The organism is Iodobacter arcticus (assembly GCF_042664895.1).
GTDB lineage: Bacteria > Pseudomonadota > Gammaproteobacteria > Burkholderiales > Chitinibacteraceae > Iodobacter > Iodobacter arcticus.
Genome location: NZ_JBHTBQ010000009.1, coordinates 118,784 through 133,990, shown reverse-complemented (window position 1 = coordinate 133,990; position 15,207 = coordinate 118,784). Strand labels below are relative to the sequence as shown.

Here is a 15,207-nt window from a genome sequence, read left to right as displayed (position 1 = left end):
GCATCTGGGCTTCGATATACATCTTTTTAAGACGCTTGTTTTCATCTTCTAGCTCTTTCATCCGCGTCATCATGGAAACGTCCATGCCGCCAAACTTAGCACGCCACTTGTAGAAAGAGGCAGAGCTCATACCGTGCTCTCGGCAGAGATCAGGAACGGTCGAACCGGCTTCAGCTTGCTTTAAAATCGCCATAATCTGGCTATCGGAATAACGTGCTGTTTTCATGTAGAGCTCCTCAAAGACTGCGAGAAAATTCTACTTAAAAATGAGCTGGTTTTGTGGGGGGATTACCATTTGATGACACTACTAACCGCTTAAACTTCAGATCAAGTACTGTAAAAATCCTTCATAAACCTTAAATAAATAGTGCTTATTCATATACCGCCCACAAAAAAGCCCCGCCATTTCTTTAGCGGGGCTTTTTTATGCAGAAAGCGGATTACTCAACTTTTGCTTTAGCACGTAATTCTTCAACCATTTTTTGTACACGCTGGCCTTGCAGCTCACGAGTCAACTCTGGTTTTACTTCTTCAAATGAAGGACCTTTCGCTTCGCGCTGGTCATCCAGCTTAATCACATGCCAGCCAAACTGGGTCTTCACTGGATCAGAGATTTTGCCTTTAGGCAGTTTGGCCAACGCTTCACCAAATTCTTTTACGTAGTTAGCAGGAGTAGACCAGCCCAGATCGCCACCATTTACAGCACTGCCTTTGTCTGCGGATTTCGCCTTAGCGATATCTTCAAACTTCTTACCTTTTTTCAGGTCAGCCAAAACTGCTTTTGCTTCTTCTTCTGTTTTAACCAGAATATGACGGGCTTTGTATTCTTTGCCGCTGAAGTTAACTTTGATTTTATCAAATTCTTTTTTCAGATCAGCATCACTCACTGGGTTTGCTTTAGCGTAGTCATTCACGTAAGCACCAACCAGAATCTGTTGCTTAGCCATATCAAGGCGTTGCTGTACTTCTGCGTTTTTTTCCACGCCTTTCTTTTGCGCTTCTTGGAACAGTACTTCGTTACGAATCAACTCTTCCTTGATGCGTGCACGTAATTCTGGGCTATCTTTCTGGCCGCGTTCAGCAACTTGCTTCAGAAAGAAGTCAACCTTGCTATCAGGAATAGCAACGCCGTTAACGGTGGCTACATTTGCAGCTGTTGCGGCAAATGAAGCAGATAAGAAGCAAGCAGCGAGAGCAAGAGCAATACGGTTTGGTTGACGCATGTGTTAGTCCTTTGATCTTAAAGTCAGTAGAGCTTAGGTTCAGTCAATTTTACAACTCGTCCGGCGTCAGTGTTTTTTTAATACTGAGCGCGTGGATAGGGTGCGGGATCAAATCGGTAAATAAAGCCATCACCATACGATGACGAGCCAAGGTGTTTTTGCCTGCAAACTGTGCGGATACGATGGTTAAATCATAATGCCCGCCACCTGCCACGCTGCCTGCGTGACCTGCATGTGAAGCACTATCATCGTAAACATCAACATACTCTGGCTGTAATACGGCAAGCCGTGAGTGTATTTCTTCAGTAATCATAACGCTAGGGGAGGACTTGGAGAAAGGGTTTTGCAATGACATTTTCATAAACCCCTGCTTTTACATAAGGATCGCTGTCAGCCCAAGCTTGTGCTGCCAGCTGCGAATCAAATTCTGCAACAATTAAACTACCCGAAAAACCGGCTGGCCCAGGGTCCACAGCATCAATTGCAGGAAAAGGCCCGGCAAGCACCAAGCGCCCCGCTTCTTTCAGCTGCTCTAGCCTAGCCAGATGCGCCGGACGGCTCGCCAAACGTGCGGCAGCGCAATCGGGATAGTTATTAGCAATAATTGCATAAAGCATCAAGACTCCTCTTTTCCCGAATCATCAGTAAGATACCGTGAAAGCACCAATGCTTGCAGCAGCACAAATACCAGTGTCAGCGCCAATGTACCAAACATCTTAAAATTAACCCACTGATCTTCAGTAAAGTTAAAGGCAACATAGAGATTAAGAACCCCCATGCTAACAAAGAATGTAACCCAAGCTAAATTAACCTTATCCCATAATTTAGCAGGCAAGTTCATTTGTGGGCCCATCAGGCTTTGCATCAGGTTTTTGCCCCGCAAGTAACGAGAGCCACACAAAATAACGGCAAACACCCAGTACAGCACGGTGGGCTTCCACAAAATAAAGGCTTTGTTGTGGAGTAATAAGGTTGCGCCACCTAGTACAGAAATCAAGCCAAAACTTAACCAGAGCATGCCATCAACTTTGCGGTATTTAAACCATGACCAGGCCACTTGCGCCGTTGTAGTCGCAATTGCCACGCCGGTTGCAGCATAAATACTCTTCGTGATGGAGTAAGTTACAAAAAACAGGATAACGGAGAGGAGGTCGAAAAGGGCTTTCATTGGCATCATCAACAGAGAGATGCCGCATTATGCTGACCCATTTTTATGAAAACAAGTAAATGCAGACAAAAAAAGGCGCCGCGACAGTGCGCGGCGCAAAATTTACCACTGGAGATACACGAAGCATCAAGCTCGCGTGGCAACCATTCTCGTGTAATCCCCCTTGCCACGTATTGATTTGGATCAAGCAGGGGAAGAGATGCAGACAGTGATTTAAGCCAGCAAATAGCAAAACGATTTTTGGCGATGAATGCATTGCATTTCATCGCTCAACAAATAAGATATAAGTGGAATTTAGATCAGCCTTGCTCAGAATAGCAAAACTTTAGAATGGGGAGGTGGCGAGCCTAACCCCCGGCACTAGCATCAAAAGCTGTGGCTGCTTCCTTCCGGACCTGACCAAGTTCACCTTCTAGCTATGCGGGGAGACCCGCCGTCGAACACAGGGCCGCACTATAGCACGCCTCTGTAAAAACGCCAATAAAAATCACCCTGTGCGGTCTCCATAATGCGAATCAATAAAGATTTCAGCCCGCTCCGCTCTATTCGCCCCCTTCGCCTGTGCGTAATAAAGTTTAGCCAGCGCCGCCTCGGGCGTCATATCCGCGCCATCGAGCACGCCCATCGCCGCCAAGCTGCCGCTTACCGCGTAACGGCCCATTTTTACTGAGCCTTGCAAACACGGCGTGCAATTCACCACCAAGCTTTGCTTGGCCAAGGCAGCCATCAAAGCGGGCTGGCTTCCAGCATTGCCTGCACCAAAGGTTTCTAGCACCACACCATCTAAATCAGACAAAGACGACGCTAGCCACTGGGCACTAAAGCCCGGTGCCAGTTTTGCCGCCACAATGCGGGCATTTTCTGCCACCGGCTGCAAGTGGAACGATTTGCTTGGCTTTGTGAGCTTAGGGATAGAAACTGACATCGCCCAGCGCCCTGCTGTCCATTGCCCTAAGGCGGGCAGATTGGGCGAGGCAAAAGCCGCCATGCCATCGCAATCGACTTTGCGCACCCGATTACCACGCAGGCACAGCCCTGCAAAAACCACCGCCACTTCGCAAAAATCAGGCGTGCTCGCCAATGCCAAGGCTGCAGCAACATGCTCTACCGCATCATTACCCGGCTCGCACCACGGGATTTGCGAGCCGGTGACCACCACCGGCTTAGCCAGATTTTCTAACATATAAGACAGTGCTGCAGCGGTATAAGCCATGGTGTCCGTACCATGCAGCACGACAAAGCCATCGTAGTCATCGTAATCCACAGCAATATCAGCCGCGATGCGATTCCATAACGCAGGCGTCATTTCACTGGAATCAAGCAGCGGGGAATATTCCAGCACAGATAGGCCGGGATAGAGATTTTGCAACTGCTGCTGCAAATAATCGGGCGCGGGCGCATAGCCATCCGCACTTTGCAACATGCCAATGGTGCCACCGGTATAAATGACGCGAATTCTCTGCATCTATGACTTACTCCGTAAAGTGTTAGAATCAAGGTTTAGTGAAACAAAACCGGACCCATTGCGATGTCGATCGTCGATAATAAAAAGGCCTTTCACGACTTCTTTATCGAAGAACGTTTTGAAGCGGGCCTTATGCTACAAGGCTGGGAAGTCAAATCAATCCGTGCTGGCCGTGTGCAGCTCAAAGAATCTTACGTGGTGTATCTGCGGGGCGACTTCTGGCTGATGGGCGCGCACATCTCACCACTCACCAGCGCATCAAGCCATGTACTGCCAGAGCCTACCCGGCTGCGTAAATTATTACTTAATCAACGCGAGATCGAAAAACTGTCGATCAAAGTTGAACGTGCTGGCTACACAGTGGCTGCGCTCAATATGCATTTTAAAAATGGCTTTATTAAACTGGATATCGGTTTAGCCAAGGGTAAAAAGCAGCACGATAAACGCAACACCGAAAAAGATCGCGAATGGGTGCGCGAGAAAGCGCAGATTGTTCGTGCCAATAATAAATACAGCTAATCTCGCCTATCGCGATGATCTATTCAGCTAAAAGGGCAGTTTACTGCCCTTTTAGCTGCCTACTCTTTGCTGGCCCCACTCGCCTTTTCACCGATACTGCCTTCCTTACCAGTTAGCAAATCTCGAATATTTCTTTCATGACGCCAGATTAATAGTAGCGAAATCACCACAACCGCCGTAATTTGTGCAGAAGATGGCAACCAGATCCAAGCCAGCACAGGTGCAAGCAGAGCGGCTAAAAGTGCCGCTAAAGAAGAAATCTTCATTCCCTTGGCTACCACCAGCCAGAGCAGCAGCGTTAATAAACCGACACGCCAATCCAAGGCCAGTAAAATACCCGCCGCCGTGGCCACGCCTTTGCCACCTTTAAAGCTAAAAAAGACCGGCCACATATGACCCACCGTCACGGCTACAGCAGCCATAGCAATGACTTCCGGCCCCAAGCCCAGATAAGAAGCGGCAACTTGCGCCAGCACGATCGCCAGCCAGCCTTTGAGTGCATCGCCCAATAAAGTGAGCAAAGCCGCTTTTTTATTGCCGCTACGCAAAACATTTGTGGCACCCGGGTTGCCCGAGCCATAACTGCGCGGATCGGCCAAGCCACTGGCTTTAGAGACAATCACGGCAAAAGAAAGAGAGCCGATCAGGTAGCTTACTAAAATTAGAATTAACGGTGTCATACCTAAATCCACTACAATCGTAAGCTTCCGATTTTAAGCTAAATGACCGCTGCTGGGTAAAACCCATTAAGTCACCCCATCATGGACATTATCTATTTACACGAAGTGCGTGCGCGCACCCTTATTGGCTGGTACGACTGGGAGCGCGTTGCGCCACAAGTTGTAGAGCTTGATTTGGAAATTGGCATCCCTTCTACACGCGCCTGTGCCAGCGATGATTTGGTCGATACGATCGATTACGATGCGGTGGTCAAACACATCCGCAAAGTGCTTGAAGAGCGCCACTTTTTGCTGCTTGAAGCACTTGCCGAGCATATTGCACAGCTGATTATGCAAGACTTTGGCGCGCCTTGGGCTAAGGTATCCGTCACAAAACTCGGCATCTTGCACGAAGTTGGCCGGGTTGGCGTCACCATTGAGCGTGGCCACCGCGCTTAAATCGTCTACAACATTGCCTCATAGGCAGTGCACTCCAAAAGCAGCTTGTGTAGATTTCAGCGCCGCAAAACGCGCGTTTTCTACCCGGCTGCGCCAAAATATCTGCCACGCCGATGTTCATCATCAAGTCATCCTGCATTTTTTTACACAATGACTTGAACTTCTTACACTTCAGCCTCACTAAGCATGTATTGAATTATTCACCGCAAGGACTTGGCATGAGCCAATTTAGCCGCACTCTCATGGTTACACTACTTACCGCCTCACTCTTTGCCAGCGGCATCGCTGAAGCAAAACGAGTTGGTGGTGGCCGCTCAAGCGGCATGCAGCGTAGCCAGAATACGCGCCCGGCCGCTCCGCCTCCTCAACGCAACGTCGCACCTGCACAACAGCCTGGGCAAGTCGCCCCACAGCCACAGCGAAGTGGCATGGGCTCGATTCTGGGTGGCGTAGCTGCTGGTGCACTAGGTGGTTACCTGCTTGGCAATTTGCTGAACTCTAACAATGCATCAGGCACATCTGAATCATCTGGTGGCGGCTTTCCATGGGGATTGTTACTGCTACTGGGCGCGGGCGGTTACTTTGCTATGCGCATGATTCGTCGCCGCAAAGAAGCTGCAGCGGCTACAGCGAATGCCCCTGCATTTGCGGGCATGCCTAGCAACATGCAAAACCAGCCTCTTCAGCAAGATCGTGTGTTCCGTATGGGCGATCAGGCTAGCAATATGGCAGCAGCTCCATCGGCTTCAGGCATCACTCGCCTGCCTGATGGCACAGAAACAGCCGCTTTTCTTCGCCAAGCACGGGGCAGCTTTATGCATATGCAAACCCTGCATTCGGCCGAGCAAGTGAATGAAATGCGCAAGTACTTAACACCTGAGCTCTTTAATGAGCTAAGCCAGGAAATCTCCGGCAATGAAGAGCCAGCCGAGTTTCCAGAGCTCAATACCGAGCTTGTTGATTGCGCCACCGAAGAAGGCCGCATGGTTTCCAGCGTGCGCTTCTACGGCAAAGTGAGTGAATCACTTCATTCGGCACCTGTGGAATTCCAGGAAATCTGGCATTTTGTACGCCCAATTAATGGCGACCCACGCTGGATGGTGGCAGGTATCCAGCAGCTGTAATAGTGTAGAGGCCATTACCAAACAAAGACCGGCACATGTCGGTCTTTGTTTTGCTAAAAATAAGATGGCTGAACAGATAGCTGATTTTTCACTTACACTAATAACAATACTATTGACATACTGGCCTCTGCAAATGCGTCGTCTTATTATTATGCTATTTGGATTAATCACACTAACTGGCTGCGATAAAGTCATGGAAGTGGTGAACAAGCAGCAAGCCAATGGCAAAGCAATTGGCGCAGCCTGCCGCCATAGCGGACGAGCACTTGAAGATTGCTATCGCCGTAATATCAGAATTCCCAAAGCCGATATTTTCGCAGGCTGGAAAGAAATGAACGAGTATATGCAGCAAAAAAAGATTGATGTGATTTCTCCGCCAGAAGATGAACCACCTCCTCCTGTTGCTGTAAAAAAAGTAGAGAAAAATGACGCATCCGAAGAAAAGCCCGCAGAAGCCGACAAAGCAGAACACTAATGACTAAGAATACCGCCCTTTACCAATTACTCGCTTCTGTGCCGTTATTTACTGATTTAGACGATAGCATTCTGGCGGCTATCGAAAAAATATCTAACCGGCGCACGCTCAGCAAAGGCTCTTTATTGTTTGCTGAAGGCGATATTGCAGAATCGATGTATGTACTGATCGAAGGGCGATTACGCTGTTTCTCTAGTGCGGATACCGGTAAGGAATTTGTTTTTTATGTTGCAACAGCTGGCACCAGTTTTGGTGAAATGGCCTTAATTGATGAAGAACCCAGATCGCTCTCGATTGATGCGGCAGAAGACTGCCAATTACTGAGCATTAGCAAAACTTCTTTCCTGGAGCTCCTTGAAAAAACGCCATTACTCAACAATAACTTGCTGCGTAATATGATTCGTTACAATCGTTATTTAGCCAATATGGTGAAATCATTAGCGCTAAAGGATGTATATGGCCGTATGCGCTTGCTACTTGAAGGTTTAGCCGTTGAAGTGAATGGTCGTCGCTATATTGAAGATGCTTTGTCCCAACAAGCGATCGCCGATCGTGTTGGCTCATCCAGAGAAATGATCGCAAAATTAATGCGTGAGCTGGTATTTGGCAACTATATTCGCATTGAAAATCGCCGAATTGAATTATTACAAAAATTACCCGAACATTTTTAACACCCAATATTGCCAGAAATAGGCACTGAGCCACGGAGATATAACACTCATGGACCATCATTTACTTAAAAACTTTTTATCGCAATCTGCCATTTTCCAGGATTTTGCCGATGAAGATTTAGACATTGTCTTAAATGCCGCAGTAAAACGCCACCTGCCTAAAGGTACCTTCTTATTCCGCGAAGGCGACCCTGGCGAATCCATGTATATCCTGATGGAAGGACGCACCCGCTCGTTTACCAGCGACAATCAAGGCAAAGAATTCGTCTTTATGATTGGCGAGCCTGGCGATGTATTTGGCGAAGTTTCCCTGATTGATGACGAGCCACGATCTTGGTCTACCCAAACCGAAGACGATTCATCTTTCCTGATGTTCTCCAAACAAGACTTCCGCGAAGCACTGGGCTCGCTGCCTAATGCCAAAGATCAGCTCATCATGAACTTAGCGCGTATGGTTCGCCGTCTTTCGCTCACCATGAAAAACCTCGCTTTACTGGATGTTTATGGCCGTGTGCGCGCCTTGTTTGAAGGCATGCTGACCGAAGCTGACGGGCAAGAAATGATTTCCGAGCCGCTCACCCAGCAAGCGATTGCTGATCGCGTAGGCTCTTCACGTGAAATGATTGCGCGTATTCTGAAAGAACTGGTTTTCGGTGGTTATATCCGCTTAGAAAACAAGCGCATCATCTTGTTGCAAAAACTACCTGAGCGCTTCTAATCTGCTCCTAGTAATGCCCTAGAAAAATCTGGCAGACACTCGTCTGCCAGACTCCCCTTCCTAAGTATTAAAATCCCTCTTTGACAACGCAATTTTCCGCCACAAAACCGTAATAATCGTCAATTTTCTTCCAAATCCCTTCAAAATTAAGATCTAAGCGACCGCCTAATTATTGACAAGGCCTATTTCTGTCTATTTAATGACTGACCAGTTAGTTATTAAACAGAGAGCATCATGTCCGATATCGCTGGCCCACGCCAAAGGCGCAAAGAAGCACGCCCCGGTGAAATCATTGAAGCCGCGCTGATTTTATTCCACCAAAAAGGCTATGCGGCAACCAAGCTCGATGATATTGCCCGTGCAGCAGGCGTCACTAAGGGCACGCTGTATCTCTACTTCCCTAGCAAGGAGGCGCTGTTTAAGGCGGCAATCAGCGAAACAATCCACCCCAATCTGGATAGAATCGAAGAGCTGGCACTTAAAAGCACTGAATCGGCAACAATTCGCTTACGCACCGCCATTCACAGCTGGGCTACTGCACTGAATGAATGTAAGGGCAGCATCTCCAAACTGATGATTTCTGAAGCAGGCAATTTCCCCGAGCTCACCGATTTTTATATAGAAACCGTCATCAAGCGCTCGCGCGCACTACTGATGCTGCTGATTAAAGCAGGTGTAGATAGCGGTGAGTTTCGCCAAACTGACCCAGACATGCTAGCCAGAATACTATTCTCCCCTATTTTGCTGACCAGCATCTGGCGGCATACCTATGCAAGCCAAGATCCTATTACTTACGATCTAAACCAACTGGCTCAATTTCATCTCGATATCGTTTTGCATGGCATTGCCATCGCCCCGGAGCACACGCTATGAGCACCCAATCTGCCTCACCTGCACGCAGCATTCTTGCGATTATGTTACTGATTGTACTTGGCTTTCTAGGCTATCGCTGGTGGTGGGGCAATCACCATATCAGCAGTGATAATGCGCAATTTGAAGGCCATATTGTACCGATTGCGGCCCGTGTGAGCGGCTATGTCAAAGCCGTACCGGTCAATGACAATCAGCAGGTCGCACAAAAATCTTTATTAATTGAACTTGACCCTCGCGATTATCAAGTCAAAGTAGCGCAAGCAGATGCAGACTATCGTCAGGCCTTATCTGCAGCTGGCCACGACAAACAACCCGGCGAAGCCCTTGCCCGCATTGGTGCAGCAAGTGCCAACGCAGCAGCAGCCACAGCACAATCTCACACGGCTGAAGCACAAATTACCGAAGCACGCGCCAATGCAGCCAAAGCACGTAAGGATTTAGCCCGCAGCAAAGAGCTTGCCGCACAAAAAATGCTCAGCCAAGCGGCATTAGATAGTGCAGATACCTTGGTTAAAGCTGCTGATGCCCGTGTTAGCGCGCTTGAATCAGCACTACGCACTTCCAAAGAAAGTGCGAATGCGGCCGATCAGCAAGTGGTTGTTTCATCAGCAGGGCTTAAATCGGCGCAGGCTAAAGCGCTGGCAGCGGAAGCCACCTTACAATTTGCACGTAATCAGCTCATTGATACACAAGTTTATGCACCCGCTACTGGGGTCATCAGCAAAAAAGCAGTAGAGCCGGGCCAAATGATTCAGGCGGGTCAAACATTAATGTATTTGGTTCCCACCGATAAAATCTGGGTCATTGCCAATTTAAAAGAAACAGAATTAAAACAAATTAAATTAGGCCAAAGCGCCGAAATTGAAGTCGATGCTTTTCCTGATTTAAAGCTCAAAGGCAAAGTAGATTCATTTAGTCCTGCAACCGGTGCGCGTTTCACCCTGCTGCCTGCTGATAATTCAACCGGTAATTTCACTAAAGTAGTGCAACGTGTGCCAGTCAAAATCGTTTTAGATGAATTACCCAAAGGCAATCAATTACGCCCAGGTTTATCAGTTAATGTCGTGATCAATACGCCTTAATTTACAGGCCACGCTGATCACAGCGGGATTCCCCTCCCCTAAAAAAGCACAAGCAAGAGGCGATATGAAAGCCATTTTACCGGGTTTATCCCGTTCTGATACGCAAGAAAACGTTTATGCAAACCGCTATATTATTGCAATAACCGTGACATTAGCCTGTGTGTTAGAGCTGCTGGACACCAGCATTGTGAACGTTGCCGTGCCACATATGATGGGCACACTTGGCGCAACGCTCGATGAAATTACCTGGGTATCGATTGGCTATGTGGTTGCCAATGTGATTGTTTTGCCTATTTCTGGCTTTTTATCGCAATTATTTGGGCGTAGAAATTACTTTATTTTATCGCTTGCCCTGTTTATTTTTTCATCCTTTGCCTGCGGCAATGCGACCACCTTGGGTGGCTTAGTTTTCTGGCGTATTGTGCAGGGCTTAGGCGGCGGCGGGCTGATTGCCACGGCGCAATCCACTTTATTTGAAACATTTCCTAGCAAGGAAATGGGTACCGCCATGGCTATTTTTGGCATGGGGATTATGACCGGCCCAATGCTAGGGCCTACATTAGGTGGCTGGCTAACCGATCAATATTCATGGCCTTGGATTTTCTATATTAATTTACCCTTGGGCGGGATTGCACTGCTTTTAACGCTGATTTACATGCCTGATTCAAAACATCAGCAAGCGATTAAAAAAATTGATTATTTAGGGCTTATTTTAATGGCCACAGGCATCGCTGCATTGCAATTAATGCTGGAACGTGGCGAGCGGCTAGAATGGTTTCACTCTTATGAAATTATCGCTTATGCCCTGCTTAGTTTTTTTTCACTAAGCATATTTATTACTCGCCAATTAGAAATTAAATACCCGATTGTCGATTTAGCCATTTGCCGAGATTCACAGTTTTCTGCCGGGCTAGTGATGACTTTTTTACTAGGTGCATCGCTATTTTCTACGGTATTTATTTTCCCTGTCTATGTGCAAAGTTTAATGGGCTATACCGCATGGCAAACGGGTTTAATGATTTTACCTTCAGCAGTAGCATCGGGCATGATGATGCCGATATCGGCTAAATTAGTCGCCCGTGGTGTTTCTGCCCGTGCACTCATTGCCGCAGGGGCGCTGCTCTTTATGTATGGCATGTGGCAGCATTATCACTTTACGACCGACTCGGGAATGAGTGATTTTCTTTGGCCGATGATTATTCGCGGCATGGGCTTAGGGATGATTTTTATGCCATTAAATACATTAACCATGGCAAATATCCTGCCACAGCAAATTCCAAATGCGGCGGGTTTATATAATTTAACCCGCCAATTAGGTGGCAGCGTAGGCATTGCAGTATCGGCGACTTTATTAGCGCAATTAGGAGATACTAAACGTGCTGCACTCAATGAGCATGTAATTACCAATAGCGCCCAAACCATAGAGCGCCTTGCTGGCTTAAAAAGCAAATTAATCATGATGGGCACACCAGAAACACTGGCCCCACTAAAAGCACAGGCCCTACTTGCCCAGCAAATTGCCAAACAAGCACAAATGCTTTCTTTTGCGCATTTATTTATGTTATTTGGCCTTGCCATGCTTTGCGTAACGCCGCTTCTTTTTGTCATGAAAAACCAGCAAATGAGCGCAGGCAGTGATTTATCGCATTAATTGCGCGCACAAAAAAGGCTGATCAAAAATCAACCTTTTTTATTCAAATACGCATTACAACGATTGTAACTTCTCTTCTGACAAAGCCAGCTCATCATTGCGGTTCACACCAATCCCGCGCGTGATTACATTCTGGGCAATGCCTTGCGCCTCTTCCAGCGAGTGCATTACAAATGTGCCGCACTGATATTCGTTCAGCTCAGGAATTTCGCTTTGCTCTTTTACTTTTAAGACGTCTTCCATCGCCAGCTTCCAGGCAGCGGCCACTCTTGCCTCGCTAGGTGCGCCGCACAGACTCATATAAAAACCAGTACGACAGCCCATCGGCGAGATGTCAATAATCTCTACCCCATCCCCATTTAAATGGTCACGCATAAAACCGGCAAACAAATGCTCTAGCGTATGAATGCCACGCTCAGAAAGGATCTCTTGATTAGGCACGCTAAAACGTAAATCAAAAACGGTAATGGTATCTTTGCTAGGCGTCAGCATAGTTTTAGCAACGCGCACAGCAGGGGCCTGCATACGGGTGTGATCAACGGTAAAGCTATCTAATAAAGGCATATCTTTCTCTCTGATGTTTTTAGCGGCCTATCCCTAAATCTCATACCGATTCAAGGTGTATCGGCAAGATGGTATCACGCAGTAAATAACTCGGGATAATACTTAGCAAGCTTGAAAAAAATCTCGGCCCAATGAAAAAATGCCACTGAGCCACGCCCCCAAGCACTACCCTTCGCGCAGGCAAGGCATCAAGGTATAATTCGCTCTTTTTGCTGAAAGCATCAAATGACTAGCGATCTGGATCAAGCACTTGCCCTTCTCAAAGCGGGAGAGCTGGTCGGTATTCCCACTGAAACGGTTTACGGTTTGGCCGCTGATGCCGCCCAGCCTCTGGCGGTAGCAAAAATATTTGCCGCTAAAGGCCGCCCCAACGATCACCCCGTGATTGTGCATATTGCAGGCAAAGCACAGCTGAACGACTGGGCGATGGATATTCCCGAAGACGCTTGGAAACTAGCAGATGCTTTTTGGCCCGGCCCGCTCACGCTGATTCTTAAAAAACAGCCGCATGTTTCTTATGCTGTCACTGGCGGGCAAGAAAGCGTGGGCTTACGCGCGCCCAATCACCCAATCACGCATGAATTATTACAGCGCTTTGGCGGCGGCATTGCTGCCCCTTCCGCAAATCAGTTCGGTCATGTCAGCCCCACCACGGCCCAGCATGTGCGAGATGAATTCAGCACAGAAAGCGTGTCGCTTATTCTGGATGGCGGTGCTTGCGATGTGGGCGTTGAATCAACGATTATCAGCCTGATCGGCCCACGCCCTGTCTTACTTCGCCCCGGCGGCGTAGCGCGGACAGCGATTGAAACCGTGCTTGGACACACCATTGAACACCTACAAAACGCCAGCAGCGCCAAAATTCGTGCATCCGGCTTATTGGATTCCCACTATGCGCCGCGCACCACCTTATTAACCGGCAACCAAGAACAAATGGCCGCCGCAGCCGTGGCCAGAGCAGGGCAAAAGCTCGCTATTTTGCATACTCAAGCGCCTTTACCCCAAGATGATGCGGCGATTCATATTCTGATGCCTGCTCATGCCGATGAATACGCACAAATGATTTATGCCACGCTGCGCGATTTAGACACGCAGGGCCTAGATGCTATTTTGCTGGTGCTGCCACCTGACGAACCTGCATGGCTGGCGGTGCATGACCGTCTTGGCCGTGCCGCGCATCAAAAAATGGGATAAGAATAAGCGCCCTTCAGCCCGCTTAAATAGTCAACCCTTCTACAACATCCCCATCACCCAGTGCTGGGGATTTTTTTTGCTTACTTGATTTTGTGCAATACCACTTTGCAAATTTTCATAATCATTTCGCATCAAAAGAACAGCAAAGTTAGCCTTATTTTTGTTTAAAACATCTCGAAAAAACAAAAAATACCAAATGAATAAATAAAATTTATATCAATAAAATCATTCATCTAAGTTAAAAAACACTCAACACAAACCAAACTTCTGCCACGATACTTACCCAAAACCATCTTAAAAATAACAGTTTGCTTATATAGCACAAATAGATTGCCCCCTCTCAGCAATACCACTAATATTACCTTACATAAATAAAACACCCTAAGTGAAAACCTCATGAGCAAAGGATTTACACTCATTGAAATGATGGTGGTGGTTGCCATTATCGGCATCCTTGCTGCCATCGCTTTGCCCAGCTATCAAGATAGCGTGCGCAAAAGCCGCCGCAGTGATGCGGTGGTAATGATGTCTAAAATTCAGCAGGCTGAGGAAAAGTGGCGGGCAAATAATACGGGCTACACCGATGATCTGAGCGCCACAGGGCTTAAGCTCAGTGCCAGCAACAAGGTCGTCACCAGCGACAGTGGCTTTTATGAAATTAAAGTGAGCAATACTTCAGGTGCTGCTTATGTCATTACAGCCACCGCAATCAAATCACAGAGCAACGACAAAGACTGCGCCACATTAACGATGAGCGTAAGCAATGGCAACACCACCAACACCCCAACCCAATGCTGGCAAAAATAACCGCCACTCTCTGATAACGCTTTATTTATTAAATTAGCTGAAGGCTTGTTTATCATGCTCCGCGCACTATTCGCTTTAGGCACTGCCTTTTTATCCGCCTTAACCTTTGCATCTGCTGTGTATATACAAAAAGACGCCAATGGCAGAGTGACCTTTGGCGACGCCGTATCAATGCCTTCCAACGCTAAGCTGCATATGGTTAAACCTGCCACGGCGGCCAATACTCAAGCATCTGCGCCTAACCCCGCCCCCAATGAAGCGCTCACCGTATTAAACAATATGGAACAGCGCAATTTAAAAAATATCACGGAATCCCGTGAAAAAATAGCCAGGCTTTATAAACAGGCCGCAGAAGAAAAAAGCCCCAATATCCGTGCCAATTTATTAAGTCAGATTCAGGCAGAAACTCAAGCCACTGAAATTTATAACGCTAATTTAAATCAAATCAAAAAAAACAAAGAAGCACTCAAATCTCCTTCTTAATTAAAAGTACGTTTGTTTATTAAATACAAACCACTTCTGCATAGCCAGGTAATCCCTGCCTCTGCTATTACG

General features: G+C 47.4%; 20 protein-coding genes and 1 other RNA gene. 12 read left to right on the top strand and 9 right to left on the bottom strand.

Going from position 1 to position 15,207, the window contains the following annotated elements; genetic code table 11:
• The 7 genes from ACFQNF_RS06070 to ACFQNF_RS06040 all read right to left on the bottom strand — a co-directional run.
• Positions 1-226 (bottom strand): transposase (locus ACFQNF_RS06070; protein ID WP_380186916.1); only part of this gene is annotated, 226 nt, incomplete at its 3' end.
• A 214-nt stretch (positions 227-440) separates the two neighbouring features.
• Complete coding sequence (locus ACFQNF_RS06065) at positions 441-1,223, bottom strand: peptidylprolyl isomerase (RefSeq protein WP_046353264.1); 783 nt, start codon at positions 1,221-1,223, stop codon at positions 441-443.
• A gap of 49 nt (positions 1,224-1,272) precedes the next feature.
• The gene (locus tag ACFQNF_RS06060) at positions 1,273-1,584 is read right to left on the bottom strand and encodes a BolA family protein (protein ID WP_380186914.1); all 312 of its coding nucleotides are present in this window, start codon (positions 1,582-1,584) and stop codon (positions 1,273-1,275) included.
• Positions 1,541-1,843: a YciI family protein gene (locus ACFQNF_RS06055; protein ID WP_465262205.1), complete on the bottom strand. Its 303-nt coding sequence runs from the start codon at positions 1,841-1,843 to the stop codon at positions 1,541-1,543. The genes ACFQNF_RS06060 and ACFQNF_RS06055 overlap by 44 nt, the downstream gene beginning before the upstream one ends.
• Positions 1,840-2,391, bottom strand: a complete 552-nt coding sequence (locus tag ACFQNF_RS06050; RefSeq protein WP_046353266.1) for a septation protein A — start codon at positions 2,389-2,391, stop codon at positions 1,840-1,842. The genes ACFQNF_RS06055 and ACFQNF_RS06050 overlap by 4 nt, the downstream gene beginning before the upstream one ends.
• Before the next feature lie 337 nt (positions 2,392-2,728).
• Positions 2,729-2,826: signal recognition particle sRNA small type (gene ffs / locus ACFQNF_RS06045), an RNA gene on the bottom strand.
• Between the two features lie 52 nt (positions 2,827-2,878).
• Entirely contained in the window at positions 2,879-3,856 is a 978-nt protein-coding gene (locus ACFQNF_RS06040) for an asparaginase domain-containing protein (RefSeq protein ID WP_380186911.1), read from the bottom strand.
• Positions 3,857-3,919: 63 nt separating this feature from the next.
• Here ACFQNF_RS06040 and smpB point away from each other — a divergent pair, with 63 nt between their 5' ends.
• Positions 3,920-4,375, top strand: coding sequence for an SsrA-binding protein SmpB (gene smpB, locus ACFQNF_RS06035; RefSeq protein WP_380186909.1), 456 nt, complete (start codon positions 3,920-3,922; stop codon positions 4,373-4,375).
• Between the two features lie 59 nt (positions 4,376-4,434).
• On the opposite strand, the gene plsY is transcribed toward smpB, so the two are convergent.
• Positions 4,435-5,055: a glycerol-3-phosphate 1-O-acyltransferase PlsY gene (gene plsY / locus ACFQNF_RS06030; RefSeq protein WP_046353269.1), complete on the bottom strand. Its 621-nt coding sequence runs from the start codon at positions 5,053-5,055 to the stop codon at positions 4,435-4,437.
• A gap of 81 nt (positions 5,056-5,136) precedes the next feature.
• Here plsY and ACFQNF_RS06025 point away from each other — a divergent pair, with 81 nt between their 5' ends.
• From ACFQNF_RS06025 to ACFQNF_RS05990, 8 genes are all read left to right on the top strand, one after another.
• A complete protein-coding gene (locus ACFQNF_RS06025) occupies positions 5,137-5,493 on the top strand; it encodes a dihydroneopterin aldolase (RefSeq protein ID WP_380186906.1) in 357 nt (118 codons plus the stop codon).
• Between the two features lie 218 nt (positions 5,494-5,711).
• Positions 5,712-6,617 (top strand): Tim44 domain-containing protein, encoded by a 906-nt coding sequence (locus tag ACFQNF_RS06020; RefSeq protein ID WP_380186905.1) that lies wholly within the window; start codon positions 5,712-5,714, stop codon positions 6,615-6,617.
• 133 nt (positions 6,618-6,750) lie between these two features.
• A complete protein-coding gene (locus ACFQNF_RS06015; RefSeq protein WP_380186903.1) occupies positions 6,751-7,092 on the top strand; it encodes a hypothetical protein in 342 nt (113 codons plus the stop codon).
• Positions 7,092-7,763 carry a Crp/Fnr family transcriptional regulator gene (locus ACFQNF_RS06010; protein WP_046353273.1) on the top strand — a complete coding sequence of 224 codons (672 nt, stop codon included), beginning with the start codon at positions 7,092-7,094 and terminating at the stop codon, positions 7,761-7,763. Before ACFQNF_RS06015 ends, ACFQNF_RS06010 begins: the two co-directional genes overlap by 1 nt.
• Positions 7,764-7,812: 49 nt before the next feature.
• Positions 7,813-8,481 carry a Crp/Fnr family transcriptional regulator gene (locus tag ACFQNF_RS06005; RefSeq protein WP_046353274.1) on the top strand — a complete coding sequence of 223 codons (669 nt, stop codon included), beginning with the start codon at positions 7,813-7,815 and terminating at the stop codon, positions 8,479-8,481.
• Positions 8,482-8,715: 234 nt separating this feature from the next.
• The gene (locus tag ACFQNF_RS06000; protein WP_380186901.1) at positions 8,716-9,354 is read left to right on the top strand and encodes a TetR/AcrR family transcriptional regulator; all 639 of its coding nucleotides are present in this window, start codon (positions 8,716-8,718) and stop codon (positions 9,352-9,354) included.
• On the top strand, positions 9,351-10,436 hold the full coding sequence (locus ACFQNF_RS05995) for an HlyD family secretion protein (protein ID WP_380186900.1): 1,086 nt from the start codon (positions 9,351-9,353) through the stop codon (positions 10,434-10,436). Before ACFQNF_RS06000 ends, ACFQNF_RS05995 begins: the two co-directional genes overlap by 4 nt.
• A 64-nt stretch (positions 10,437-10,500) precedes the next feature.
• Positions 10,501-12,087 carry a DHA2 family efflux MFS transporter permease subunit gene (locus tag ACFQNF_RS05990; protein WP_380186898.1) on the top strand — a complete coding sequence of 529 codons (1,587 nt, stop codon included), beginning with the start codon at positions 10,501-10,503 and terminating at the stop codon, positions 12,085-12,087.
• A gap of 54 nt (positions 12,088-12,141) precedes the next feature.
• On the opposite strand, the gene luxS is transcribed toward ACFQNF_RS05990, so the two are convergent.
• On the bottom strand, positions 12,142-12,651 hold the full coding sequence (luxS, locus tag ACFQNF_RS05985; RefSeq protein WP_046353278.1) for an S-ribosylhomocysteine lyase: 510 nt from the start codon (positions 12,649-12,651) through the stop codon (positions 12,142-12,144).
• Between the two features lie 225 nt (positions 12,652-12,876).
• Here luxS and ACFQNF_RS05980 point away from each other — a divergent pair, with 225 nt between their 5' ends.
• The 3 genes from ACFQNF_RS05980 (at position 12,877) to ACFQNF_RS05970 (ending at position 15,135) form a co-directional block, all read left to right on the top strand.
• A complete protein-coding gene (locus ACFQNF_RS05980) occupies positions 12,877-13,845 on the top strand; it encodes an L-threonylcarbamoyladenylate synthase (protein WP_380186897.1) in 969 nt (322 codons plus the stop codon).
• 396 nt (positions 13,846-14,241) lie between these two features.
• A complete protein-coding gene (locus tag ACFQNF_RS05975; RefSeq protein WP_046353280.1) occupies positions 14,242-14,652 on the top strand; it encodes a type IV pilin protein in 411 nt (136 codons plus the stop codon).
• A 54-nt stretch (positions 14,653-14,706) separates the two neighbouring features.
• Positions 14,707-15,135: a DUF4124 domain-containing protein gene (locus ACFQNF_RS05970; RefSeq protein WP_380186896.1), complete on the top strand. Its 429-nt coding sequence runs from the start codon at positions 14,707-14,709 to the stop codon at positions 15,133-15,135.
• Positions 15,136-15,207: the final 72 nt, after the last annotated feature.